Annotated in this window: 20 protein-coding genes; 12 read left to right on the plus strand and 8 right to left on the minus strand. The window is 64.9% G+C overall.

Annotated features, from left to right (window positions below; translation table 11 throughout):
- The 4 genes from ISX93_RS16505 to ISX93_RS16520 form a co-directional block, all read left to right on the plus strand.
- A partial coding sequence (locus tag ISX93_RS16505; protein WP_229732260.1) for a DUF5801 repeats-in-toxin domain-containing protein occupies positions 1 to 1,929 on the plus strand: 1,929 nt, incomplete at its 5' end.
- Between the two features lie 219 nt (positions 1,930 to 2,148).
- Positions 2,149 to 3,879, plus strand: a complete 1,731-nt coding sequence (locus ISX93_RS16510) for a type I secretion system permease/ATPase (RefSeq protein ID WP_195779861.1) — start codon at positions 2,149 to 2,151, stop codon at positions 3,877 to 3,879.
- Positions 3,880 to 3,886: 7 nt separating this feature from the next.
- Positions 3,887 to 5,620, plus strand: a complete 1,734-nt coding sequence (locus ISX93_RS16515) for a type I secretion system permease/ATPase (protein WP_195779862.1) — start codon at positions 3,887 to 3,889, stop codon at positions 5,618 to 5,620.
- A gap of 20 nt (positions 5,621 to 5,640) precedes the next feature.
- Positions 5,641 to 7,047: an HlyD family type I secretion periplasmic adaptor subunit gene (locus ISX93_RS16520; protein ID WP_219841040.1), complete on the plus strand. Its 1,407-nt coding sequence runs from the start codon at positions 5,641 to 5,643 to the stop codon at positions 7,045 to 7,047.
- 33 nt (positions 7,048 to 7,080) lie between these two features.
- Here the strand turns inward: ISX93_RS16520 and ISX93_RS16525 are convergent, their stop codons facing one another.
- From ISX93_RS16525 to ISX93_RS16540, 4 genes are all read right to left on the minus strand, one after another.
- Positions 7,081 to 7,725 carry a response regulator gene (locus ISX93_RS16525; protein ID WP_195779863.1) on the minus strand — a complete coding sequence of 215 codons (645 nt, stop codon included), beginning with the start codon at positions 7,723 to 7,725 and terminating at the stop codon, positions 7,081 to 7,083.
- Positions 7,726 to 7,744: 19 nt separating this feature from the next.
- On the minus strand, positions 7,745 to 8,851 hold the full coding sequence (locus tag ISX93_RS16530; protein WP_195779864.1) for an ATP-binding protein: 1,107 nt from the start codon (positions 8,849 to 8,851) through the stop codon (positions 7,745 to 7,747).
- A 307-nt stretch (positions 8,852 to 9,158) separates the two neighbouring features.
- Positions 9,159 to 10,622 (minus strand): flavin-containing monooxygenase, encoded by a 1,464-nt coding sequence (locus ISX93_RS16535; RefSeq protein WP_195779865.1) that lies wholly within the window; start codon positions 10,620 to 10,622, stop codon positions 9,159 to 9,161.
- Between the two features lie 197 nt (positions 10,623 to 10,819).
- Entirely contained in the window at positions 10,820 to 11,608 is a 789-nt protein-coding gene (locus ISX93_RS16540) for a gamma-glutamyl-gamma-aminobutyrate hydrolase family protein (protein WP_195779866.1), read from the minus strand.
- A 491-nt stretch (positions 11,609 to 12,099) separates the two neighbouring features.
- Between ISX93_RS16540 and ISX93_RS16545 the strand changes: the two genes are divergently transcribed.
- The 5 genes from ISX93_RS16545 to ISX93_RS16565 all read left to right on the plus strand — a co-directional run bounded on the left by ISX93_RS16545 (position 12,100) and on the right by ISX93_RS16565 (position 15,604).
- Positions 12,100 to 12,573, plus strand: coding sequence for an LEA type 2 family protein (locus tag ISX93_RS16545; RefSeq protein ID WP_195779867.1), 474 nt, complete (start codon positions 12,100 to 12,102; stop codon positions 12,571 to 12,573).
- A gap of 309 nt (positions 12,574 to 12,882) precedes the next feature.
- Positions 12,883 to 13,593, plus strand: coding sequence for an rRNA pseudouridine synthase (locus ISX93_RS16550; protein WP_195779912.1), 711 nt, complete (start codon positions 12,883 to 12,885; stop codon positions 13,591 to 13,593).
- Between the two features lie 44 nt (positions 13,594 to 13,637).
- Entirely contained in the window at positions 13,638 to 14,099 is a 462-nt protein-coding gene (locus ISX93_RS16555; protein ID WP_195779868.1) for a DUF1456 family protein, read from the plus strand.
- 75 nt (positions 14,100 to 14,174) lie between these two features.
- Positions 14,175 to 14,516, plus strand: coding sequence for a zinc ribbon domain-containing protein YjdM (locus ISX93_RS16560; protein WP_195779869.1), 342 nt, complete (start codon positions 14,175 to 14,177; stop codon positions 14,514 to 14,516).
- A 272-nt stretch (positions 14,517 to 14,788) separates the two neighbouring features.
- Positions 14,789 to 15,604, plus strand: coding sequence for an NYN domain-containing protein (locus tag ISX93_RS16565; protein WP_195779870.1), 816 nt, complete (start codon positions 14,789 to 14,791; stop codon positions 15,602 to 15,604).
- Between the two features lie 178 nt (positions 15,605 to 15,782).
- Here ISX93_RS16565 and ISX93_RS16570 read toward each other — a convergent pair whose 3' ends face one another.
- From ISX93_RS16570 to ISX93_RS16580, 3 genes are all read right to left on the minus strand, one after another.
- Positions 15,783 to 16,541 (minus strand): gamma-glutamyl-gamma-aminobutyrate hydrolase family protein, encoded by a 759-nt coding sequence (locus tag ISX93_RS16570; RefSeq protein WP_195779871.1) that lies wholly within the window; start codon positions 16,539 to 16,541, stop codon positions 15,783 to 15,785.
- 121 nt (positions 16,542 to 16,662) lie between these two features.
- A complete protein-coding gene (locus ISX93_RS16575) occupies positions 16,663 to 18,159 on the minus strand; it encodes a CoA-acylating methylmalonate-semialdehyde dehydrogenase (RefSeq protein WP_195779872.1) in 1,497 nt (498 codons plus the stop codon).
- A 179-nt stretch (positions 18,160 to 18,338) separates the two neighbouring features.
- Positions 18,339 to 19,682: an aspartate aminotransferase family protein gene (locus tag ISX93_RS16580; RefSeq protein WP_195779873.1), complete on the minus strand. Its 1,344-nt coding sequence runs from the start codon at positions 19,680 to 19,682 to the stop codon at positions 18,339 to 18,341.
- Between the two features lie 176 nt (positions 19,683 to 19,858).
- On the opposite strand from ISX93_RS16580, the gene ISX93_RS16585 reads away from it, so the two are divergent.
- On the plus strand, positions 19,859 to 20,779 hold the full coding sequence (locus ISX93_RS16585) for a LysR family transcriptional regulator (RefSeq protein ID WP_195779874.1): 921 nt from the start codon (positions 19,859 to 19,861) through the stop codon (positions 20,777 to 20,779).
- Between the two features lie 35 nt (positions 20,780 to 20,814).
- Here ISX93_RS16585 and ISX93_RS16590 read toward each other — a convergent pair whose 3' ends face one another.
- Positions 20,815 to 22,197, minus strand: coding sequence for a hypothetical protein (locus tag ISX93_RS16590; RefSeq protein ID WP_195779875.1), 1,383 nt, complete (start codon positions 22,195 to 22,197; stop codon positions 20,815 to 20,817).
- A 171-nt stretch (positions 22,198 to 22,368) separates the two neighbouring features.
- On the opposite strand from ISX93_RS16590, the gene ISX93_RS16595 reads away from it, so the two are divergent.
- Both ISX93_RS16595 and gltS read left to right on the plus strand, forming a co-directional pair.
- Positions 22,369 to 23,058, plus strand: a complete 690-nt coding sequence (locus ISX93_RS16595) for a Crp/Fnr family transcriptional regulator (RefSeq protein WP_195779876.1) — start codon at positions 22,369 to 22,371, stop codon at positions 23,056 to 23,058.
- A gap of 76 nt (positions 23,059 to 23,134) precedes the next feature.
- Entirely contained in the window at positions 23,135 to 24,328 is a 1,194-nt protein-coding gene (gltS, locus tag ISX93_RS16600; protein WP_195779877.1) for a sodium/glutamate symporter, read from the plus strand.

Here is a 24,328-nt window from a genome sequence, read left to right on the forward strand (position 1 = left end):
GACACCGGGTCGGATTACCTCGACATCGGCCAGGCGCTGAACTTCGAGGACGACGGGCCGAGCGTCACGGTCAGTGCGGACACGCCAGCCGACGAACTGACCGTGGATGAAACCGACCTGACGGCCGACGACAGCGCCAACTATGCCGACAACTTCAGCAACACGCCCGACTATGGCGCTGACGACGCCGGCACGCTGGACACCGACTACGCCCTCAGCGTGAAGAGCGCGGGGGTCGACTCCGGGCTGGTGGATGTGGCCACCGGCGAGAAGGTGTTGCTGACGGTCAATGGCAGCGGCGTGGTCGAAGGCCGGACTGAAAGCACCAATCATCTGGTGTTCACCGTCAGCGTGAGTGCTGCCGGCGTGGTCAGCCTCGACCAGCTGCGCGCCCTCGAGCACCCGGACGCTACCGATCCGGATGACTCCCTGACCCTCAGTGCCGCCGACCTGATCCGCCTGACCCGCACCGACACCATCACCGACAAGGACGGTGATCAGGACACGGGGTCGGCCTACCTCGACATCGGCCAGGCGCTGAACTTCGAAGACGACGGGCCGGACCTGGCCTTCGGCAACCTGATCGGCACCGGTACCATCAACCCGCAGTATGGCTACTGGAGCGATGCGGTTGGCGCCGATCAACCGGGCGACCTCGACATCAGCCTCGACCAGTTCCAGCTGGTACGGCCCAATGGCACCACGGTGGCAGGCTCGTCCTACACCTTCGATGAGCTGGGCGGCTCGCCGGACGGCTCGGGCGCCTTCCTGTTTGCCGGCTCGCTGACCGCCGACTTCGACAACAATGCCGGCACGGCTGACACCACGGTCGACTTCACCCTGACCGCCTATGCCGATGGCACCTATGCGCTCGATCTGGTGCAGGGCTTCGGCTCATCGGTCGAGTTCAGCAGCGACGACGGCTCGCTGGAATCCGGCGGCCCCGATCCGGTGCAGACACTGGGCATCGGCGACAGGAACGTGGTGTTTTTTGCCGTCAATCCAACCGCTTCGGCGGCTGGCATCAAGTCGGCGATCCAGCTTGGCGCCGCGGATTACAACGAGGCCTATCTCCAGGAAAACTCGTCAATGGCTGACTGGGACGAGATTTCGGCTAACGGCGATCAGCCCGGCAACGGCACCTACCCGTTTATCAATGACGACTATGAGATGAACGTCAGCGAATCCGGGATCGGCGTCAACAACAACGTCCTGGAGGGCGACAACAACATTGCCGCAAGCGCTGACGATGAAAGCTTCGTGGTCAACCCGGATACCTTGTTGACCAAGATGAAGGTGTTTATCGACAACTCGGTTGGCGGCTATGACCCGGCCAGCGAGTCGCTGTACTACACGATCTACTACGCGGATGGCACTGCCGGGCCGACAACCAAGGTGCTGGCCGGGGATCTGGCCGATGAGGCAGATAACGAGGTGTCCTTTGAACTCAACAGTGGCGCCGGCGCCGACAAGCTGATCGATGCGGTTCAGCTGACCATGACCCAGGGCTCGATCAAGATCCCGACAATCGAATTCACCTCGGCGGTCGAGAACCTGGGCAGCGATATCCTGCTCGACTTCACGGCCACGCTGACCGATGCCGATGGCGACAGCGTCACCAGCGAGTTTTCCACCGACCTGTATGCCAATGAGCTCGAAGGGCTGTTCGACTTCAACCTGATCGGCAGCCTGGGTGCGACAGAGGCCTTCAATGTCGATCTGCCTGCCGAGGAAAACACCTACAGGGTCGAGGGCTTCGATCTGGCCACCGACACCCTGGTACTGCTGGGTGATGCCGGGGCGACCCTGGACTTCGACTACTCCAGCAACGACAGCGTGGTAACGGTGACGGAAAGCGGAGGCCAGGAAACCGTGATTACCGTGGTCGGCGTGGACGTGGATGCCTCGCATATCGCCTATCAGGCCTGAGCCTGGCAAACCCGCCGCAGGGAGGCGGCAAATCCGTACGGGGTTCCGTCAGCCGCAGGCTGGCGGGGCCATGGGCAAACCAGGCGCGGCAGAACCCGGGGGCTGAACGATGGGCATTCCCGCACCACTGTTCTTCCAGCAAAGCATGCCGCTGGCGAACGCGCGGCATGCCTGCCTGCCGCCCGCGCTGGCGCTCGAGACCCGGGGAGTCGACAGATCATGACCTCGCCCGCGGCGGCCAGTGAGCTTCGCCACGCAACGCTTGCGCTGCGCCGCTTCTTCGTGCGCGCGCTGCTGTTCAGCGTCTGCATCAACCTGCTGGCCCTGACACCGACCCTGTACATGCTCGAGGTATACGGCCGGGTGATCTTCAGTCGCAACGCGACCACCCTGCTGATGCTGACCCTGCTGGCCATTGCCCTCTACGCACTGATGGAGTTGATCGACTGGGTGCGCCAGCGCCTGTTGCAACTGGCCAGCACGAGCCTCGACGAGTTCCTCGCCGAGCGGGTGTTCAACACCGCCTTCGAGGCCCGCCTGCGCAACCTGCCGGTGGGCATGGCCCCGCTCAGCGACCTGCGCAGCCTGCGCGGCTTCATCGCCTCGCCGGCCAGCACGGCGCTGATGGATGCGCCGATCTCCCTGCTGTTCATGCTGATCATCTTCATCCTCAGCGTGCCGCTGGGGGTACTGGTGCTGGTTGCCGCCCTGGCCATGCTGGCGATCGGCTATTTCACCGAGCGCAAGACCCGGGTGCCGCTGAGCGAAGCGCAGAGGCTGGCGATGGAAGCCCAGCGCTATGCCGCCACCACCCTGAAGAACGCCCAGGTGATGACGGCCATGGGCATGACCGGCAATATCCAGCGGCGCTGGCAGGAGCGTCAGCAACAGTTCCTCGGCAAACAGGCCGAAGCCTCGGAATACGCCGGTGTGGGTAGCGCCGCTACGCGGTTCATCCTGGTGACGATCAGCTCGGCAGTGCTCGGCCTGGCCTGCTGGCTGACCCTGGTGGGTGAGCTGGATGCGCATGGCAGCAGCATGATCGTCGCCTGGATCCTGGCCGCGCGCACCCTGGCGCCGCTGCAGCAATTGATCGGCCAGTGGCTGAGCGTGCTGGCGGCGCGCGCGGCCTACAGCCGGCTGGACAACCTGCTGGCCAACCTGCCCGAGCGCGAAGCCGGGATGCCGCTGCCCCCACCGAGCGGCGCCTTGTCCGTGGAGGCGCTGGTGGTGGCCGCGCCAGGCAGTCAGACGACGATTCTGCGCGGACTGAACTTCAAGCTGGAACCGGGCCAGACCCTGGCGGTGATCGGCCCTTCCGCCTCCGGCAAGTCGACCCTGGCCCGGGCGCTGGTAGGCCTGTGGCCGGCGGCCAGCGGCGCGGTGCGCCTGGACGGCAGCGATGTAGAGCGCTGGAACAAGGAAGAGCTGGGGCCGCATATCGGTTACCTGCCACAGGACAACGAGCTGTTCGACGGCACGCTGGGCGAGAACATCGCCCGCTTCGGTGACAGCGACCCCGACAAGCTGCAGGCCAGCAGCGAACTGGTCGGGCTGGGCGAGTTGCTCGAGTCGCTGCCGGACGGTTTCGCCAGCCTGATCGGCGCGGCCGGCGGCGTGCTGTCGGGCGGCCAGCGGCAACGGGTGGCCCTGGCGCGCGCCCTCTATGGCGATCCGCATTTCGTGGTGCTCGACGAGCCCAACTCCAGCCTCGATGAAGCGGGCGACCGCGCCCTGCTGCAGACGCTGCTGCAACTCAAGGCGCGCAAGGTCACCGTGGTGATCATTACCCAGCGGATCAATGTACTGCCGGCGGTCGATTGCATCCTGTTGCTGCAGGACGGCAAGCAGCAACTGTTTGGCCCGCGCGATGAAGTCCTCGCCGCGCTGGCCGGAAAGCCCCCGGCAAAACTCGCCCCACCGGCAATGCCGCTGGCTCCCGGAGGATGACCCGCCAATGAACCCTCTGCAGGCAGTGCTGAACAACCCGCTGGGGCGCACCTTGCGGGACTTTCGCCATGAGTTCGCGCTGGTGGCCGCCCTGAGCATGCTGAGCAACCTGCTCTACCTGGCGCCGACGCTGTACATGCTGCAGATCTACGACCGGGTGCTGAGCAGCCAGAACCAGCTGACCTTGCTGGTGTTGTCACTGCTGCTGCTGGTGTTCGTCGGCATCATGGCGCTGGCCGAATGGGTTCGCTCGCGGCTGCTGATCCACCTGGGGGTGCGCTTCGATCAGGCGTTGAATACGCGCATCTTCCGTGCCGGCCTGCAGGCCGAGCTGCGCAAGTCCGCGCACAATCCCGAGCAGGCGCTGGCGGACCTGACCAACCTGCGCCAATTCCTCACCGGCGGCGGCTGCCTGGCCCTGTTCGATGCGCCCTGGACGCCGATTTATGTCGCCGTGAGCTTCATGCTGCATCCGCTGCTCGGCTGGCTGTCGCTGTTCTTTGTCGGCAACCTGGTGGCCCTGGCCATCCTTGGCCAGCGCCGGTCTGCCGGTTTCGCCGAGGCGGCGGGCAAGGCCGAGGTCGCCGGCAACAACTTCCTGCTCAGCAAACTGCGCAACTCCGAGGTCATCGAGCCCCTGGGCATGCTCGGCAACCTGCGCCGGCGCTGGAGTGTCGGCAACCAGCAGTACCTGCATCTGCAGTCGCAAGCGCAGCGGGTCAGCGAGCGCATGCTCAGCGCCATCCGCTTCGTGCGCTACAGCCAGCAGTCGCTGGCGCTTGGCGCCGGGGCGCTGCTGGCGATCCAGGGCGAGATCAGCATCGGCTCGATGGTTGCTGCCAGCGTGCTGATGTCGCGGGCCTCGCAACCGATAGAAATGCTGGTGCTCAGCTGGAAGGGGTTCATCTCCGCACGCAGCGCTTTCGAACGCCTCGGCCAGCTGCTGCTGGCCCATCCACTGCCGGCCGCCGGCCAGCAGCACAGCGGCTTGCCCAGCGGCCAGCTGCGCGTGCAGGGACTGACTGCCAGCGCGCCACGGCGCCAGGATCCGATCATCCAGCCGCTCGACAAGGAATTTCCGCCGGGCCAGTTCTGCGCCATCATCGGCCCCTCCGGCTCGGGGAAATCGACCCTGGCGCGGGCGCTGATCGGCATCTGGCCAGACACCCGGGGCCAGGTGCTGCTCGACGGACTTCCCCTGCAGGACTGGGCCAGCGCCGACCTGGGGCGTGCCATCGGCTACCTGCCCCAGGACATCCAGCTGTTCGAGGGTACGGTGGCCGAGAACATCGCCCGCCTGGGCGAGGTCGATTCCGCCCAGGTCATCGAGGCGGCACGCAAGGCCGGGGTGAACGACCTGATCCTGCGCCTGCCGCAGGGCTATGACACCCCGATCGGCGAGTCTGGCAGCGCCCTCTCGGGCGGCCAGCGCCAGCGCATCGGCCTGGCCCGTGCGCTGTATGGCGACCCGCAGCTGATCATCCTCGACGAGCCGAATGCCAATCTCGATGACGCCGGCGAAGCCGCGCTGATCAGCTGCCTGAAGGAACTCCAAAGCGCGGGACGCAACCTGTTCGTGATCAGCCACCGCACCAACATAGTGGCGCTGGCCGACCGGGTGCTGCTGCTCGACAAGGGCGTGGTGACGGCCGACGGCCCTCCCGAACCCGTGCTGGCCACGTTGCGGGCGCACGCTCCGCGCGCGCCGTCCCATCTTGTCCTGACCCGCAATCCCGCTTGAGCCATGCCAGGAGCGCAGCCATGAGCCATTTGCCCAAGACACCAGACAACCCCGCCGCCAGCACCGGCAGCGAAGCAGCCTCGCGGGTAAAGAGCCTCGGCGCAGCGGCGCACAATGTCGCGATGCTCGGCGCGCAGTTGCACGGGGAAACACGCCAGGTCACCCGTCTCGGCCTGTGGGCCATCGCCCTGGGCTTCGGCGGTTTCCTGCTGTGGGCAACGTTCGCGCCGCTGGACGAGGGCGTGCCCACCAGCGGCATCGTCTCGGTAGACACCAAGCGCAAGACCATCCAGCACCTGCAGGGCGGACTGATCCGCGAGGTGCTGGTGCGCGAAGGGCAGCTGGTGGAGCCCGGACAAATCCTGATCCGCCTGGACGACGGCATCGCCCGGGCCAACTACGAGTCGGTACGCCAGCACTACCTGGGGCTGCGCGCCAAGGAAAGCCGGCTGCTGGCGGAGCAACAGGGGCTCGACGAGATCATCTTTCACCCCAGTCTGGTGGAGGCGGCCGCCAGCGACCCGTTGATTCGCCAGCACACCTTCGCACAGATCCAGCTGCTGCGCTCACGCCGGGCCTCGCTGGCCGCCAACCTGAAGGCTATCGAGGAGTCGATCAACGGCCAGGAGTCGGTGGTGCGCAGTTACCGCAGCGCCATCGACAGCCGCCAGAGTCAGATCGCCCTGCTTGAGCGCGAGCTCAAGGGGGTCAGAAACCTGGTCAAGGATGGTTACGCCCCGCTCAATCACCAGATGGAGCTGGAACGTTCGGTGGGCGAAATCGCGGCAGCCTCCGCCGAGCTGCAAGCCGACCTGGCGCAGGCACAAGGCATGATCCTGGAATTGCGCCAACGCGAACAGGGCTTGCGCTCGGACTACAGCCAGGACGTCGATGCCCAGCTGACCGACGTGCTGCTCGACGTACAGGCCGAAGCCGAACGCTTCAAGGCGGTCAGCGAAGAACTGGCGCGGACCCAGATTCGCACCCCGGTGGGCGGCCATGTGGTGGGCCTGTCGGTGCAGACCGTGGGCGGCGTGGTGCAGGCCGGCGAGCGCCTGATGGATGTGGTTCCCCAGGACGAAGCCCTGGTCCTGGAAACCCGCGTGCCGCCAAACCTGATCGACCGCATCCATCTCGGCGCGCCGGTCGATGTGCGCTTCTCCAGCTTTGCCCACTCGCCGCAACTGGTGGTGGAAGGCGTGGTGCATTCGATCTCGGCGGACATTCTCACCGACCCCGCCAGCAACCTCTCGTACTACCTGGCCCGGGTCACCCTCAGCAAGTCCGGTATGCGCAAGCTCGGCCAGCGCCAGCTGCAACCGGGCATGCCGGTGGAGGTGGTGATCAAGACGGGCGAACGCACGTTGCTGACCTACCTGCTGCATCCGCTGACCAAGCGCCTGTCGGCCTCGATGACCGAGGAATGAGCGCCGGCAGTGTGGCAGGCGGCGCAGCCAGACTCAGCCCAGCTTGTGCTCCAGCACATAGCGGGTGATTTCCGCATTGGAATGAAACCCGAGTTTTTGCAGGATCCGCGCCCGGTAGGTGCTGACGGTTTTCGCACTGAGGAACAGCTGGTCACCGATCTGTTTCAGCGCCACGCCCTGGCTCAGCAGCAGCATCACGCTCATTTCCCGCGCGGACAACGCCTCGTGTGGCAGTGCCTTGCTGGCGCCGAGCGAGCCTCGCAGCAGCTTTTCCGTCAGCAGCGGGCTCACATAATGCGCCCCCGTGGCGACGGTCCGCAGGGCAGTCAGTATCTGCTCGGGCGTACTGTCCTTGCACAGGTAGCCGGCCGCCCCGGCATTGATCGCGGAGACGGCAAATTCGTCTTCGGAAAACATGCTGAAGATCAGCACCGGCAGCCCTGCCTGGCTCCGCTTGATGCGCTTGAGCAGTTCCAGCCCGTTCAGGTCCGGCAGGCTGATGTCGAGCACCACCACGTCGGGAATGCTCTTGCTCAGCAGCGCCAGCAGCTCCTTGCCGGTGGCCGCTTCGGCCACGATCTTGAGGTCATCGGTGGAGTCGAGAAACTGGCGCAAGCCGCTGCGCACCACCGAATGGTCATCCGCCAGCACTATGTTGATCCGGTTCGGCGCTTTCATCGCGACGCAGCCTCCTTGATCAGTTGTCGAGTGGGATGCACAGCTGCAGGCGGGTGCCGGTAGCCGCACTGCTGTCGATGCTGAAATGCCCGCCAAGATACAGCGCGCGCTCACTCATGCCGATGAGGCCGAAGGATCCCGGTTTCTGCTGTTGCTCGGCGGAAATGCCGCGGCCGTTGTCGATGATCTCCATGATCAGGTCACCGTCGTTCTTCTCGACACGGATAAGCACCTTGCTGGCTCCCGAGTGGGCCGCCACGTTGGTCAGGCCCTCCTGCAGGATGCGGAACATGGCAATACTGGAAATATCCGAGAGCCGCACGTATTCCGGCAGTTCCAGCTGCGTGGCGATGCCGGTGCTCTGCGAAAAGCGCTCGACATACCAGCGGATGGTGGCCATCAGGCCCAGGGTGTCGAGGGTGGCCGGGCGCAGGTTGGTGGAAATGCGCTTGATCACCTGCAAGGCCGCACTGACCTGCTCCAGCAGGCTGTCAAACTTGCTGCGCAACTCCGCGCTGGTCGTCTCCTGCTTGGCGGTGGTGGCCAGATCCAGTTTGAGCATGGTCATCACTGCGCCGAGCTCGTCATGCAGCTCGCGGGCAATGGCCGCACTCTGCTCCTCGCGCACGGATTCCAGATGGGCCCCCAGTTGCTTGAGACGCACGGCCGCCAGATGTTGCGCCCGCTCTGCCAGCTTGCGTTCGGAAATGTCGTCGTGGGTGAACACCAGGCAACCCGGCCTGTCGCCGGGCAAAGGCTTGATCTGCAGCAGATACCAGCGCGAGGGAACGCAGCTGGAGCATTCGTATTCGAGGGCAAAACTATCCCGTGCGCCGCTGCGCAAAGCCTCGATGGCCTGATCTACCAGCTGCGCGGTAGCGCCGGACCAGCAGGGCATCACCCAGGACCTTGTGCCGCCCGCGCTGCCGTCAGCGCCTGCCGTGAGACAACGACAGGGCGTCGCGGGCAGGAATTCGCGCCAGGCCCGGTTGCTGGCGACCTGTTGCAGGTTCGTGTCGACCACGCACAAGCGTGAGGACAGGGCATCGAGGGTTGCCCGGGCGATGCCTTCCGGCCACGCGCCGGCTGACGCGGCAGTGGCCGGCTGTTGCTGACTGGTATCCATTGGCACCCCCATCGATTCCACGGCTGGCAGGAAACCCCGGATTGACGCCGGGGCGTCCTGCGCGCCCGGCAATATGCGTGAAGTATGGTCGGCCCGCGCGAAATCTGCCGGATCCGCCCGGCAAGCGCGGATTCCGCCGGTTCACGGTCGCGGCCATGGCGGTACGCTGCTATAGATGCGGCCCGCAAATAGATTGATTTTGTGTAGGAGCCAGCTTGCTGGCGATGCTCTTCGAGCACCGAATCGCCAGCAAGCTGGCTCCTACATTAGGTTGTGGCGTTTAGCCCGTCACACTTAACAGGCCGGATCAATAGGGCTGTGCGGCAGCAGCCCGGGAAAACTGCAGGACCCCGTCCTCGAGCCGGGAAAACTTGAGCAGCAGCAGATCCCTGATGTAGTTCTGGTGCAGGCGCCAGGGCAGGTGCTGGCCCTGCTTGGGGAACATTGCCATCGCCCGGACGACGTAGCCGGAGGTGAAATCCAGCCACGGCTGCGGCGCCATGGCCGGGTCGTCCAGCACCGGGGTGACGGTCGACTGCCCGCGCGCGCGCAGGTGGTTGAGCAGGCGACAGACAAACTCGCTGGAGAGATCCGCCTTCAGCGTCCAGGACGCATTGGTGTAGCCGAAGGCCACCGCCAGATTCGGCACCCCGGAAAACATCATGCCCTTGTAGCCGAAGGTATCGGCCAGATTGACCGCCCGGCCGTCCACGCTGAGCTGCATGCCACCCAGCAACTGCAGCTTGAGCCCGGTGGCACTGACGATGATATCGGCGGCCAGCCGCTCGCCGGACTGCAGCTGGATACCGTCCTCGGTAAAACGCTCGATCTGTCCGGTGACCATGCGCGCACGGCCGCTGCGCAGCGCCTGGAACAGGTCGCTGTCCGGCACCAGGCACAGGCGCTGCTGCCAGGGCCGGTAGGTCGGCGTGAAGTGCTGCGCCACCGCTTCGGCCCCCAGTTCCTGGCGCAGCATGCCGAGCAGGCGGGCGCGGAACTTCTCCGGGCGCAGCCGTGCCAGGTTGAAGAAGAACATCTGCAGCAGCACATTGCGCCAGCGAATGAGCTGGTAGGCGAGCATGCCCGGCAGGTAGCGGCGCAGGCGGTTGGCCAGGCGATCGGTGGCCGGCCGGGAAATCACATAGGTCGGCGAGCGCTGCAGCATGACCACCTGTTCGGCCTCGCGCGCCATGGCGGGCACCAGGGTCATGGCGGTGGCGCCACTGCCGATCACCACTACTTTCTTGCCCTGGTAGTCGAGCCCCTGCGGCCAGTGCTGCGGATGCACGAACTGCCCGGCAAAGCGCTCGCGACCAGGGAAATCCGGGGTATAGCCGGCGCTGTAATCGTAGTAGCCGGCGCACATGTAGAGAAAGTTGCAGCTGAACACGCGCTCGGCGCCGGCATGCTGCACGCGCAGCGTCCAGCGCGCCGTGGCGGAATCCCAGGCCGCCGCACAGACGCGGTGATCCAGGCGCAGCCGGTCGGCCAGCCTGTATTCGCGCAGGGTCTGGTTCAGGTAGTCGAGGATGGCCGCGCCATCGGCGATCGCCTTGCCCTGCACCCAGGGCTTGAAGTTGAAGCCCAGGGTGTACATGTCGCTGTCGGAGCGGATTCCCGGGTAGCGGAACAGATCCCAGGTCCCGCCAATCGCCGGGCGCCCCTCGAGGATCAGGTAGCTGCGATCAGGGCAGTGCTTCTGCAGGTGCACTGCCGCGCCAATGCCGGAGATACCGGCACCGACAATCAAGACATCGACATGTTCCGTCATGGACGCTCCGTGCGCTGTGCCAGCGGAGCCGGCAGGCCAATGCCCGCCGCTGCAACCGCGGCTGTCTGAGCGACACAATAGCGGTATGCCGCACGGCTGCCCAGCAGCACAGGCAGGGACTGCGCAATGCATTTCACTCAATGCCTGCGCCGCTTTTATTCCCTGGCCTGCCTGGCAGGCACGCCGGTGCCCGGGCGTTACTGCTGGCGCTCTGCCGCGCGGGCGCGGCAGGCGTCGCCGAAGGCCTGGTAGATCTTCACCGAGAACGGATTCTCCTTGGCGCGCCACTCCGGATGCCATTGCACGGCGAGGGTGAACTGCGGGAGCGCTGGCGCATGGATTGCCTCTACCAGGCCATCCACCGAGGAAGCCAGCGGCTCAAGACCCCGACCCAGTTTATTAACCCCCTGACCATGCAGCGAATTAACCGGAATCGTGGCTTGCTGCATCAACTCGGCAAACCAGGTTCCGGGCACCAGACTGATCGGGTGGCTGTCGCCGTACTGCACATCAACCGCATCATCGCTGTCTTCACGGTGATCCAGGTAACCGAACAGATTGTGGACTTTCTGGTGAAGGTCACCGCCCAGCGCCACGTTGATTTCCTGCATGCCGCGGCAGATGCCGAAGATCGGCAGGCCGCGCTCGATGGCCGCATGAATCAGCTGGGTGTCGAAACTGTCGCGATCCTTGTCCTGTGCCTTGTTCGGCGTGATGTTCTGCTGGCCGTACAGGGCTGGATCAATGTTCGAGCCAGCGCCGGTCAGGTACACGCCGTCGGCCATATCCAGATAGGCCTCGAGGTCTGCGACGCCACAGCAGGTCGGCACCAGTAGCGGCACGCAACCGGCGATTTCGCTGAGCGGCAGGATGTATTTGTGGGTCATCACCTGATAGGGATGGCCATTGCGCTCCTGGGCGCCCATGGTCATCAGGACCACCGGCTTGCGCGGGGCGTTGGATTGTTTTGCAGTGCTATTGGACATACGTCACCTTGGGGCAGGCGCGGCCTGCCATTGTTTTGCCGGAAGCCTGCAGTCGGCTTCCTCTGTTTACGCGCACCCGCTCGAGGTGCGGGCCGTGCCCGGACACGGCATTGGTTCCGCCGGCAACCCGGCAGGTCCTGGGCAGCCCGTGCCTTTGTCATGTTAGTTAAGCCTACAAAAGCCCGGCAGGCGGGATCTGCTGCCGGCTCACAGTCTGCCCAAGCCGTAAAATATGTCAAACAATAAAAGCTAGAATCTGACAGAAGTGCATTTCTTTAATTCGATATACCGCTGAATATAAAGGAAATATCCACTTCAATAGTTTGGCTGCCATTACAGTGGTTTTATATTTTTTACATGGGCACGCTTAGCCGTTGAATCAGGCAGCGTAGCGCCGGGGAAATTCGGCTAGCCTGAGCCCCAGAACACCGGCAGCGGATAGCGCCCCGGCCATCCCGGCCCGGGCACCTGCTGCCGCTACGGAGTACCCCATGACCTTGCGCCCGACCCCGTTACCCCTGCTCTGCTGCCTGCTGCTGATGCTTGGCGGCTGCAGCAGCCTGGGTTTCCATGACCCGCTGCATGTCGACGTGGCGGGTATCGAGCCGCTGCCCGGACAAGGCCTGGAAATGCGCTTCGCCGTGACCTTGCGGGTACAGAACCCGAATGACAGCAGCATCGACTACGACGGCATCGCTCTGGAGATGGAGATCAATCAGCAGCCGCTGGCCAGCGGCGTCAGCGACCAGCGTGGCCAGGTGCCGCGTTATGGTGAAAGTCTGATCAAGGTGCCACTGAGCATCTCCGCCTACTCCATGCTGCGCCAGGCCATCGGCGCCAGCGCCCTGCAGCCCGGCCAGCACGTCGGTTACGCGCTGCGCGGCAAGCTCGGCGGTGGCCTGTTCGGCGGCCAGCGCTTCACCGCCAGCGGCGAACTGGACTGGCCGCAGGCCGCCCAGCCCTGAACTCAGGCATTAACAGGCCGTTGAAAAATGTTGGCGAGGCAGCCGAGACAAGGCGCAACGACCAACGGGAGTAACAGCCGCCGGCTGGCCCGCAGGGCGAGCGTAGCGAGTCAAACAGGCGAGATAGCGCACGACTGCATGGATGCAGGAGTTAGAGCGAAGCAGGAAGCCAGAGCCGAGTTTACGAGTGGTAAATGTGCATTTCGAGCCTGTTTTCAACGCCGTATCGGCAACGCAGGTAGTTTTTCAATGGCCTGTTAACCGGGCCGGACAGGTACAATGCCTGCCCACGACTCTGCGACCCTGCCCATGACCGAAGCCATCCGCCTCTCCAAACGCCTGATCGAACTGGTCGGCTGCTCGCGGCGCGAAGCCGAGCTGTACATCGAGGGCGGCTGGGTCACCGTGGACGGCGTGGTGGTGGAAGAACCGCAGTTCAAGGTGCTCGATGAAAAGGTCGAGTTGCTGCCCGATGCCGACCTGACCAAGGCCGAACCGGTCACCCTGCTGCTGCACCAGCCCGCGGCGCCTGACTCGAACAAGGCACTGGCAATGATTAGCCCGGCCACGCTGTCGAGCGATCATCGCGAGGGGATGCGCCCGCTGAAAGGCCACTTTGTCCGCCTGAGCACCGCCCTGCCCCTGCAGGCCGGCGCCGCCGGGCTGGTGGTGTTCACCCAGGACTGGCGCACCCTGCGCAAACTGACCCAGGACGCCAGCAAGCTGGAGCAGGAATACATCGTCGAAGTCGCCGGCGAGATGGCCCCGCACGGCCTCAACCGGATGAACCAGGGCCAGACCTACAAGGGCCAGGTGCTGCCGCCGGTGAAAGCCAGCTGGCAGAACGAGACACGCCTGCGCCTGGCCATGAAAAACCCGGCTCCCGGCCATATCGCCAGCATGTGCGCCAGCGTCGGCCTGACCATCCTCAGCATGAAGCGCATCCGCATCGGCGGCGTGTCCATGAGCAAGCTACCCGCTGGCCAGTGGCGCTACCTGGCCGCCAGCGAAAAATTCTGATTCCCCGCAAACAGCCCGGCAGCACTGCCCGGCAAGGAACCCCCATGATCAACAACGACGTACTGCGCAGCCTGCGCTTCATGCTCAATATCAGCGATGCGAAAGTCGCCGAAATCATCGGCCTGAGCGGCCTGGAAATCAGCGAAGCCAGCATCCGCGCCTGCCTGCTGAAGGACGACGAAGACGGCTTCACCCCCTGCAGCGACGAAGTCCTTGCACACTTCCTCGACGGTCTGGTGATCGAGCGCCGCGGCCGCGACGACAGCCGCCCGGCGCAACCGATCGAACTGCCGGTCAGCAACAACATGGTCTTGAAAAAGCTGCGGGCGGCCTTCGAACTCAAGGAAGACGACATGCATGCCATCCTCAAGGCGTCCGACTTTCCGGTGTCCAAACCGGAGCTCAGCGCGCTGTTCCGCAAGGTCGGCCACAGCAACTACCGCACCTGCGGCGACCAGTTGCTGCGCAACTTCCTCCGGGGCCTGACCCTGCGCCTGCGCGGCTGAACACCGGCGCCCCGGAAAGCCGCATAACCTTATATAATGCGCGGCCTTTACCCCCCCCAGAACCGAGGATACCCCGTGAGCACTTTGCCGCCCTGCCCGAAATGCCAGTCCGAATACACCTACCAAGACGGCGAGATGCTGGTCTGCCCGGAATGTGCGCACGAGTGGTCAACCACAGCCGCCGGTGAAGCAACTGAAGGCGACAAGGTGATCCGCGACGCAGTCGGCAACGTGCTGCAGGACGGCGACACCATCAGCGTGATCAAGGACCTCAAGGTCAAGGGCTCGTCGCTGGTGGTCAAGGTCGGCACCAAGGTCAAGGGCATCCGCCTGTGCGACGGCGACCACGACATCGACTGCAAGATCGATGGCATCGGCGCCATGAAGCTGAAATCGGAATTCGTCAAGAAGGTCTGATCGGGCTTCGCCACAAACAAAAGGCCATGTACCCATTAAGTGTTGACGGCAAAACGTAGGGTGGGCTTCAGCCCACCAAACCAGACAGCGCCAAATGGTGGGCTGAAGCCCACCCTACAAAATCGAGCTGCAACAGCTAACGGGACATAGCCAAACAACAAGGCCAGTCTTGCGACTGGCCTTTTTGCTGCGGCGGTGACACACGGCGGCACTGGCCAGGCGCCCTGGAATCGCAGTACTGTCAGGGCCCGACCTCCTTCAAGGATGAGCCCATGGCCAGCAAACCCTCCACCGGCAAGTCACAGAAACACCTGGCCGTGCTGATCGACGCCGACAACGCCTCGGCGGACATCGTCGAAGGCCTGTTCGAGGAAGTCGCCAAGTACGGCATTGCCAGCGTCAAGCGCATCTACGGCGACTGGACCGGCCCGCAACTGGGCGGCTGGAAAAAGACCCTGCTGGAATATTCGATCCAGCCGATCCAGCAGTTCGCCTACACCAGCGGCAAGAACGCCACCGACAGCGCGCTGATCATCGATGCCATGGACCTGCTCTACACCCGGCGCTTCGACGGTTTCTGCCTGGTCTCCAGCGACAGCGACTTCACCCGCCTGGCCGCGCGCCTGCGCGAGGAAGGTCAGGAAGTGATCGGCTTCGGCCAGCAGAAGACGCCCAAGCCGTTCGTCACCGCCTGCGACAGGTTCGTCTACACCGAACTGCTGCGTGCCGAGCCGGCACCCGTGGAGCCATCACCCGCCTCGGGAGGCGCATCGCCCGCGACCGCCAACGGCACCCCACCCAAACCCGCAGTACCCGCCCCCGCCGCGCCGGTCAAACAGAAAGCCCCGGTGGATTTCATCGCCAAGGTGATCGAAGACAACTCCGACGAAGATGGCTGGGTGCACCTCGGCGCGCTTGGCCAGAACCTCAGCAAGCTGCGCCCCGACTTCGATTCGCGCCTGTATGGTTACGCCAAGCTCAGCGGCCTGATCAAGGCACAAACCAGCCGCTTCGAACTGCAGGAGCGCGGCACCACTGCGACGGGCGGCAAGTCGCTGTATGCCCGCAACCAAAAGCCTGCGAAGTAACCCATCCGGCAAACTTGTCGGGCTTCAGCCCTCCGGGCCACAACCAGACCTACGAAGTATTCGCACCGAACTTCTCGCAGGTTGCGCTTGAGCGCAGCGAAGCCCAACAGGCGCCAACGCAAAGGCCAGTCTCTCGACTGGCCTTTGCGTTGCGGACTGCACCCCGACTATGCAGGTATCAGCCCCACTTCTGCTGCTGGTACTCGCGCACTGCCGTGTGGAACGCGCGGATAAAGATGTCGTAGTCGGGATTTTCCTTGGGGTGGTATTCGGGGTGCCACTGCACGCCGACAGCGAAGGCCTTGGCGCCTTTCACGCTGATTGCCTCGACCTGGCCGTCCGGCGCCACGGCTTCGACCAGCAGGCCGTCGCCGACGCGGTCGATGCCCTGGCCGTGCAGCGAGTTGACCTGCAGTTCGCTGACACCATGGATGCCGTGCAGGATGCCGCCTTCGGTGAGCTTGACGCTGTGCACCGGCGCGTAGCAGACATTGTCCTCGACCTCCGGGATCTCGCGGTGATCGAGGCGGCCGGGAACCTCATGCACCTGGCGATGCAGGGTGCCGCCGTAGAGCACGTTCATTTCCTGGATGCCGCGGCAGATGCCGAGCACCGGGATGCCGCGCTCGATGGCCGCGGCCATCAGGCGCAGCACGGTGGCGTCGCGATCCTTGTCGGCCAGGCCGCAGCCTTCGTGTTCGTCGCCGTAGAAGCTGGGGTGGATGTTCGACACCGAGCCACTGAACAGCACGCCGGAGACATTCTCCAGCACCGGCTCGATGTCCAGCTCGTCGCCCAGCGCCGGAACGGCCAGCGGGAAGGCATCGTAGGCGGTAATGACCTTGACGTATTTTTCGCCTACCAGATGAAACCAGCCTTCATCGCGGTCCTTCAGCTGCCAACGGCACAATGAAAGACCAATCAGTGGCTTGCTCATAACACTTCCTTCCGCTTTTGGATTTATTCATGCCTGGCGCAGCCAGACCTGATTCTCTTGAATCGCTACGCAAAAGGCCGACGCCAACGTCAGCCTTCTGATTATTGCTTATCGCCTGCCATCAGCCATTGCTGGGGAACGCAAACTGCGCGGCTTCATGGGACGCGCGCTGCGGCCAGCGCTGGGTGATGGTCTTGCGCTTGGTATAGAAACGCACGCCGTCCGGGCCGTAGGCGTGCAGGTCGCCGAACAGCGAGCGCTTCCAGCCACCGAAGCTGTGGTAGCTGACCGGTACCGGCAGCGGCACATTGATGCCGACCATGCCGACTTCGATCTCGTCGCAGAACAGCCGCGCCGCTTCACCGTCGCGGGTGAACAGGCAGGTGCCGTTACCATATTCGTGATCGTTGATCAGCTGCATGGCTTCTTCCAGGCTGCCGACGCGCACGATGCACAGCACCGGGCCGAAGATTTCTTCCTGATAGATGCTCATGTCCGCAGTCACGTTGTCGAACAGGCTGCCGCCGAGGAAGTAACCGGCTTCATTGCCCGGCACCACCAGACCGCGACCATCCACCACCAGCGTGGCGCCCTGGGCGACACCGGCATCGACGTAACCCTTGACCTTGTCACGCGCCGCGCCAGTGACCAGCGGGCCCATGTCCAGACCGCAAGAGGTGCCGGCACCGATCTTCAGCGCCTGGATCTTCGGCGCCAGCTTGGCGACCAGCGTGTCAGCCACCTGATCACCCACCGCGACCACTACCGAGATGGCCATGCAGCGCTCGCCGCAGGAGCCGTAGGCCGCGCCCATCAAGGCGTTGACCGCGTTATCGATATCCGCATCCGGCAGCACCACCGCGTGGTTCTTCGCCCCGCCCAGCGCCTGCACGCGCTTGCCACGCTTGGTGCCTTCGCTGTAGATGTACTCGGCAATCGGCGTCGAACCGACGAAGCTGATGGCCTTGACTTCCGGCGCTTCGAGCAGCGCATCCACCGCGTCCTTGTCACCGTTGACCACGTTCATCACGCCATTGGGCAGACCGGCCTCGAGCAGCAGGCTGGCGATGAACAGCGTCGAGCTCGGGTCGCGCTCGGACGGCTTGAGGATGAAGCAGTTGCCGCAGACGATGGCCAGCGGGTACATCCACAGCGGCACCATGGCCGGAAAGTTGAACGGGGTGATGCCGGCGACCACGCCCAGCGGCTGGAAGTCCGACCAGCTGTCGATGGCCGGGCCGGCGTTGCGGCTGTACTCGCCCTTGAGCAGCTCGGGAGCGGCACAGGCGAACTCGACGTTCTCGATACCGCGCTGCAGTTCACCGATGGCATCTTCAATGGTCTTGCCGTGCTCTTCGCTGATCAGCGCGGCGATCTTGTCCTTGTTGCTTTCCAGCAGTTGCTTAAAGCGGAACATCACCTGCGCGCGCTTGGCCGGCGGGGTGTTGCGCCAGGCCGGGAAGGCGGCCTTGGCCGCATCGATGGCAAGCTGCATGGTGGCGCGATCGGCCAGCTCGACCTGGCGCACGGCGGCGCCGATGGACGGGTTGAAGACCTGGGCAGTGCGGCCGTTGGCGGAAACGCTTGCGCCGTTGATCAGGTGGGCGACGGTAGTCATGGGGTGCTCTCTTGAATGGAATTTGGTAAGTCACGGGGCGGTGGAAATTGCTGCGCAGATTTCCACCCTACTGAGTCAGTCCCCTCTCCCGCTGGCGGGAGAGGGTTAGGGAGAGGGTGGTCGGGCCATACCCTCTCCCCCGGCCCCTCTCCCATGCATGGGCGAGGGGAGGAAAAGCATCAATCCAGCGTGTTCAGCACATCGCCAACCGCGTTGAACAGGGTGTCCAGTTCTTCCGGCTGGGTGTTGAAGGTCGGCCCGAACTGCAGGGTGTCGCCGCCGAAGCGCACGTAAAAACCGGCGTTCCACAGCTTGATGCCGGCTTCGAACGGACGGATCACGCCGTCGCCGTCGCGCGGGGTGATCTGGATCGCGCCGGCCAGGCCGCAGTTGCGGATATCGACCACGTTTTTGCTGCCCTTGAGGCCGTGCAGCTTCTGCTCAAACACCGGCGCCAGGGCGGCGGATTGCTCGATCAGCTGGTCGCGCTTGAGCAGTTCCAGGGTCGCCAGGCCGGCGGCGCAGGCCACCGGGTGGCCGGAGTAGGTGTAGCCGTGGCCGAATTCGACCATGTGCTCCGGCGTCGCCTGGTTCATGAAGGTGTTGTAGATCTCGCTGGAGGCGATCACCGCGCCCATCGGGATGGCGCCGTTGGTCACCTGCTTGGCGGTGTTCATGATGTCCGGGGTGACACCGAAGTACTCGGCGCCGGTCCACTTGCCCATGCGGCCGAAGGCGGTGATCACTTCGTCGAAGATCAGCAGGATGCCGTGCTGGGTGCAGATCTCGCGCAGGCGTTGCAGGTAACCCTGCGGCGGCACGATCACGCCGGCGGAACCGGACATCGGCTCGACGATCACCGCCGCGATGTTCGAGGCGTCATGCAGTTCGATCAGCTTCAGCAGTTCGTTGGCCAGCTCCACGCCGCCGGTCTCGGCCATGCCCCTGGTATAGGCCAGGTGCGGCTGCAGGGTGTGTGGCAGGTGGTCGGCGTCCATCATCTGGCCGAACATCTTGCGGTTGCCGCCGATGCCACCGAGCGAGGTACCGGCGATGTTCACCCCGTGATAGCCACGCGCCCGGCCGATGAACTTGGTCTTGCTCGGCTGGCCCTTCAGCCGCCAGTAGGCCCGCGCCATCTTCACCGCGGTGTCGGCACACTCGGAACCGGAGTCGGTGTAGAACACGTGATCGAGGCCGGCCGGAGTCAGCTCGGTGATTTTCTCGGCCAGCTGGTAGGACAGCGGATGGCCGTACTGGAAGCCCGGCGCGTAATCGAGGGCGCCCAGCTGCCGGGACACCGCCTCCTGGATTTCCTTGCGGTTGTGCCCGGCGCCGCAGGTCCACAGCCCGGACAGGCTGTCGAAGATGCGCCGGCCCTTTTCGTCGATGAAGTAACGGCCATCGGCGCCGACGATGATGCGCGGGTCACGCTTGAAGTTGCGGTTCGAGGAGAACGGCATCCAGTGCGCGTCGAGCTTCAACTGGCTGGAAATCAGCGGGGCGGTTTCGGGCATGGTCATGGGGCTGGCCTCGGGGCAGGGTCAATTGCGTTTGCAGGAGCGCGCTTGCTCGCGATCAGGAACAACACACGCGCATCGCGAGCACGCTCGCTCCTACGGGTTGCAGCTAAATTGCCAGAGGCTTAAAGTCAGTAAAATCCTGCTTTTTCAATCTTAAGTTTAGGTTTCATCAAACTATGAGCACCCGCCGTCCCGATCCACTGGCCCAGGTCAGCGACTTTGAAATCCGCCTGCTGCGCATCTTCCGCAGCGTGGTCGACTGTGGCGGCTTCTCCGCCGCCGAGAGCGTGCTGGGCATCGGCCGCTCGGCGATCAGCCTGCACATGAGCGACCTGGAACAGCGCCTCGGCCTGCGCCTGTGCCAGCGCGGGCGCGCCGGCTTCGCCCTGACCGACGAGGGGCGCGAGGTCTACCAGTCCGCCCAGCAACTGCTCGGCGCCCTGGAAACCTTCCGCAGCGAGGTCAACGGCCTGCACCGCAACCTGCGCGGCGAGCTGAACATCGGCCTCACCGACAACCTGGTGACGCTGCCCTACATGCGCATCACCAATGCCCTGGCCCAGCTCAAGGCGCTCGGCCCGGACGTGCGCATCAACATCCGCATGACCCCGCCCAGCGAAGTCGAGCAGGGCGTGCTCGGCGGCAGCCTGCAGGTCGGCGTGGTGCCGCAGGCCGGCAGCCTGTCCGGGCTGGATTACCTGCACCTGTACCACGAGCGCTCGCTGCTCTACTGCGCGGTCGGCCACCCGCTGTTCTATGTCGACGACGCGCAGCTGGAGGATGCCCGGCTGAACGACCAGGACGCCATCGCGCCGACCTTCCGCCTGCCCGCCGAGGCGCAGGCCTGCTACCAGGCGCTGAACTGCACGGCCAGCGCCAGCGACCGCGAAGGCATGGCCTTCCTCATCCTCACCGGACGCTACATCGGCTACCTGCCGGACCACTACGCCGAGGTCTGGCTCAAGGAAGGCCGCCTGCGCGCGCTCAAGCCGGCCAGCCGGCACTACGACCTGAGCCTGGCCGCCGTCACGCGCAAGGGCCGGCGGCCGAACCTGGTGCTGGAAAGCTTTCTTGCCGCGCTGGCGACAACCCGCTAGCAGGCCAGGCTTGCTCGGGCCCGGCGTCCAGCCACTCAGCGCTTGCAGCCGCGCTGCTCGAACTCGGCCCTGGACTGATAGCGGGGGCGTGGGTAGAACTCGCCCAGCACCTGCTGTTCTTCGCCGGGTTTGTGCGTGGCAAACAGGCTCCGGGTGAAGTCCGCCGCCGGCATCATGTGGCGGAACACCAGAAAACCGCCGTGCGGATTGCCAATCCCGTCGCCAGCAGTGCCCCAGTCCAGCCAGGCCACCCCGCACTCGGCGCGGGCATTGGCCGGGCGCTGGGCGGCGGTGGACACGACGATGGTGTAGTCGCCTGCCGCATCCACCGGCACCTGTTCGTCATAGAGACAGCCATCCACCGCCGTGTCACTCAGCGAGCGGTATTTGCACAGCGACCAGTAGCGCAACTGGGCCGCCTGCATGGTCGTTTCCCCGGAGCGCGTATGGGGCGTGGTCGGCGCCTTGGCCTGCAGCACCAGCACGTCACCGATGCGGTTGTCGACATAGGTACTCATGTAGGTGTTGTCGATCGTGCTGAAGAAGCCGCCGCGCCGGGTGCTGTCCATAAACTGGCGCAGCAGCGCATAGGGCGTGCCCTGCAGCAGGTTGGTCGCCGCCAGCGGCGCATTGAAGAAGGCATTCCAGGCCGGCGCAAGCTGCGCCGGATGGTAGGGCGAGGTGGCCCCGGCAATCTGCTTCATTGCATTGAGTGCTTCTGCCGGCGCGCGTACATCGTTGATCGCGGCGTCCCTGACCACCACCGCCTTGCACAGCGCCTCGCCACGCAACTGCTGGCCATCCGCCAGGGTCAGCAGCGGCTCGGGCAAGGGTACGCCCCCCTGGATGTCCAGCCCCTGATCCGGCACATAGACCCGGTAATACAGTTGCTGCAGGTTCTCGCCTTGCGGCACGTAGAGTGTGCCGGGCTGGCGGCTGGCATCATCCAGCACCTCACCCGGCACCAGCGCGCGCTCGGCAATCTCGACCCGGTACCCGCGCTGCCGTGAGTCACGCGCAGCGCCCGGCAGGAACGGGTTGCTGGCGCCCGGCAGCGGTGGAATCAGCAGGTCATTGATCCGGTCCACCGGTGCGCCGCCAACGTAGGCATTGAACGACATATGCCGCGCATGCGGATACTGGCCTTCCAGCGCCAGCTTGGCGCCCTTGGGCAGACGGACCTGGGTCACCCAGTACAGCGCCCCGGCATCGGGAAACAGGATGTTCAGGGTCGACGGGCTGACCGTGCCGACCCAGAAGCAGCTGTTCAGCCCTGACAGCTGGTTGGTGCGCTCCACCTCGGCATTGGCCACCGGCTCGAGGCTCGGTCGAATAGCCTTGAGATCCGGCGCGTTGAACACCGCCAGGGCCAGCAAACCACCCACCGCCAGAACCACGCCAAGCAACCTTTTACGCATAGCCGATCTCCACTGATTTATTGAACCACCGCCCCAGGGTCTGCGCGTATTGCTAGCGGCCAGCCCCCTGACGCACACTTCCAGTCAGCCCGCAGCTTAGGGCCGCGCGCCCGGCCAGGCTGTCATCCAGATGACAACCCCGGCCCGCGTCAAACCACTGGGAGCCTGCCTGTGCTTGATCCGATTTTCGCCTACCGCTGGTTCGACGGCGTACCCCCCGGCGATTTGCAGCAACTGGCTGCCGCGGGTGTCCAGCGCAGTTACGCCAGCAACGCCGCCCTGTACTGCGCCGGCGAACAACCGCGCGGGGTGTACGGCGTGCTCGGCGGAAACTTCAAGATTGCCCTGAGCAACCGCGAAGGCCAGGAGGCCACGGTAACGGTGATCGGCGCCGGTGGCTGGCTGGGTGAGGCGGCGCTGTTCGAAGGCGCCCCCTACCTGGCCAACTGCACGGCGTTGCGCGCGAGCCAGGTGCTGTTCCTGCCCCGCGAGAGCTTCCTGGCCTTCTGCGATCGCTGGCCGGTGATCTACCGCAACCTGTTGCAGGATGCCTCGGTCAAGCTCAAGCAGGCGTGCTGGATGAGCCTGCAGAACAAGCTGCAGAGCCCCGAGGTGCGGCTGGCCTACCGACTGCAACTGCTGCCCGAATTGCTCGCCGCCGAGCCTGGCCAGGAATGGATCAGCCTGACCGACCGGCTCTCCCATGAGTTGCTGGCACAAATGCTCGGCCTCAGTCGCCCGCGCCTGAGCCAGGCCATGAAAGTCCTTGAGCTGGACGGCATCGTCAAAGGCGGGCACGGGCATCAATCGATCAACCGCGTGCGGCTGGCCCAATACTGCAAACAGGCTGAAAACGGATGAACGCGCCCGGCACAGCGCATGACCAAGCCACGGCGCAACACGCAGCCACTCCGGCTGCCGGCACAAGGAGCAGAGAGTGACTCTACAACCGGTTGAAACCCTGCTGGCCGCGGCCCTGGTGCTGCTGCTCGGCCACCTGCTGAACCGACTGATCGCCCCCCTGGCGCGCTACAACATCCCCGAACCGATCACCGGCGGTCTGCTGCTGGCCATCGTTCTGGCGGTGCTGGAACCGCTGAGCGGCCTGAGCCTGAGCTTCGACAGCACGCTCAAGCCGATCCTGCTGCTGACCTTCTTCGCCGCCGTCGGCCTGTCCGCCGACCTCAGCCTGCTGGGCAAGGGCGGCAAGCGCCTGCTGCTGTTCGTGCTGGTGCTGATTCCGTTCCTGTTGCTGCAGAACGCCCTCGGCATCCTGCTGGCCCTGGGCCTGGACATGCACCCGCTGATGGGCCTGGTCGGCGGCAGCATCACCCTGATCGGCGGCCACGGCACCGGCGCCGCCTATGCGCAGACCTTTGCCGAGCAGCACAACATCCAGTCGGTGATGGAACTGTCGATGACCGCCGCCACCCTCGGCCTGGTGCTCGGCGGGATCACCGGCGGGCCGCTGGCGCAGTGGCTGATCAAGCGCCACCAGCTGGCGGGGGCGCCCGCGCCAAGCGCAGCCACGCCGGGCGAGCCCGACCCCAGCCATGCCGCCCTCAGCGCCGGCAGCTTCCTGCCGGTACTCGCCGCGACCCTGGCCGCGGTGCTCGGTGGCCAGGCGATTGCCGAACTGTTTGCCAACAGCGGCGTGACCCTGCCCAGCTTCCTCTGGTGCCTGCTGCTCGGCGTGCTGATCCGCAACCTCGGCCGCCCGCTCGGCCTGCAACTGAACGCACCGGCGATCGAGTTCATCTCCTCGCTCAACCTCTCGCTGTTCCTCGCCATCACCATGATGGCGCTGAGCCTGAGCAGCGTGTTCGCCCTGGCCGGCCCGCTGCTGCTGATCCTGCTCTGCCAGGCCGCACTGGTGCTGCTGTTCGGTGCCCTGCTGACCTTCCGCGCGGTCGGTCGCGACTACGAGGCCGCGGTGATGTCGGCGGCGTTCTGCGGCTTCGCCATGGGCGCCACGGCGACCGCGATCGCCAACATGCAGGCCATCGCCCAGCGCTACGGGCCAGCCCCGCAGGCGTTTGTCGTGGTGCCGCTGGTCGGGGCCTTCCTCATTGACCTGCTCAACGCCCTGGTCCTTACCGGGTTCATTTCACTGTCCTGGATCGGAGGTTGA

Origin of the sequence: Pseudomonas sp. N040 (assembly GCF_015637705.1) — a bacterium.
Classification (GTDB): domain Bacteria; phylum Pseudomonadota; class Gammaproteobacteria; order Pseudomonadales; family Pseudomonadaceae; genus Aquipseudomonas.

Excerpts from the sequence above, each read along its gene's own strand:
- ISX93_RS16515 (WP_195779862.1), top strand. The coding sequence starts at position 3,887 with ATGAACCCTCTGCAGGCAGTGCTGAACAACCCGCTGGGGCGCACCTTG.
- ISX93_RS16550 (WP_195779912.1), top strand. The coding sequence starts at position 12,883 with ATGACCGAAGCCATCCGCCTCTCCAAACGCCTGATCGAACTGGTCGGC.
- ISX93_RS16510 (WP_195779861.1), top strand. The coding sequence starts at position 2,149 with ATGACCTCGCCCGCGGCGGCCAGTGAGCTTCGCCACGCAACGCTTGCG.
- ISX93_RS16555 (WP_195779868.1), top strand. The coding sequence starts at position 13,638 with ATGATCAACAACGACGTACTGCGCAGCCTGCGCTTCATGCTCAATATC.
- ISX93_RS16580 (WP_195779873.1), bottom strand. The coding sequence starts at position 19,682 with ATGACCATGCCCGAAACCGCCCCGCTGATTTCCAGCCAGTTGAAGCTC.
- ISX93_RS16535 (WP_195779865.1), bottom strand. The coding sequence starts at position 10,622 with ATGACGGAACATGTCGATGTCTTGATTGTCGGTGCCGGTATCTCCGGC.
- ISX93_RS16570 (WP_195779871.1), bottom strand. The coding sequence starts at position 16,541 with ATGAGCAAGCCACTGATTGGTCTTTCATTGTGCCGTTGGCAGCTGAAG.
- ISX93_RS16525 (WP_195779863.1), bottom strand. The coding sequence starts at position 7,725 with ATGAAAGCGCCGAACCGGATCAACATAGTGCTGGCGGATGACCATTCG.
- ISX93_RS16520 (WP_219841040.1), top strand. The coding sequence starts at position 5,641 with ATGAGCCATTTGCCCAAGACACCAGACAACCCCGCCGCCAGCACCGGC.
- ISX93_RS16590 (WP_195779875.1), bottom strand. The coding sequence starts at position 22,197 with ATGCGTAAAAGGTTGCTTGGCGTGGTTCTGGCGGTGGGTGGTTTGCTG.
- ISX93_RS16565 (WP_195779870.1), top strand. The coding sequence starts at position 14,789 with ATGGCCAGCAAACCCTCCACCGGCAAGTCACAGAAACACCTGGCCGTG.
- ISX93_RS16530 (WP_195779864.1), bottom strand. The coding sequence starts at position 8,851 with ATGGATACCAGTCAGCAACAGCCGGCCACTGCCGCGTCAGCCGGCGCG.
- ISX93_RS16545 (WP_195779867.1), top strand. The coding sequence starts at position 12,100 with ATGACCTTGCGCCCGACCCCGTTACCCCTGCTCTGCTGCCTGCTGCTG.
- ISX93_RS16575 (WP_195779872.1), bottom strand. The coding sequence starts at position 18,159 with ATGACTACCGTCGCCCACCTGATCAACGGCGCAAGCGTTTCCGCCAAC.
- ISX93_RS16540 (WP_195779866.1), bottom strand. The coding sequence starts at position 11,608 with ATGTCCAATAGCACTGCAAAACAATCCAACGCCCCGCGCAAGCCGGTG.
- ISX93_RS16585 (WP_195779874.1), top strand. The coding sequence starts at position 19,859 with ATGAGCACCCGCCGTCCCGATCCACTGGCCCAGGTCAGCGACTTTGAA.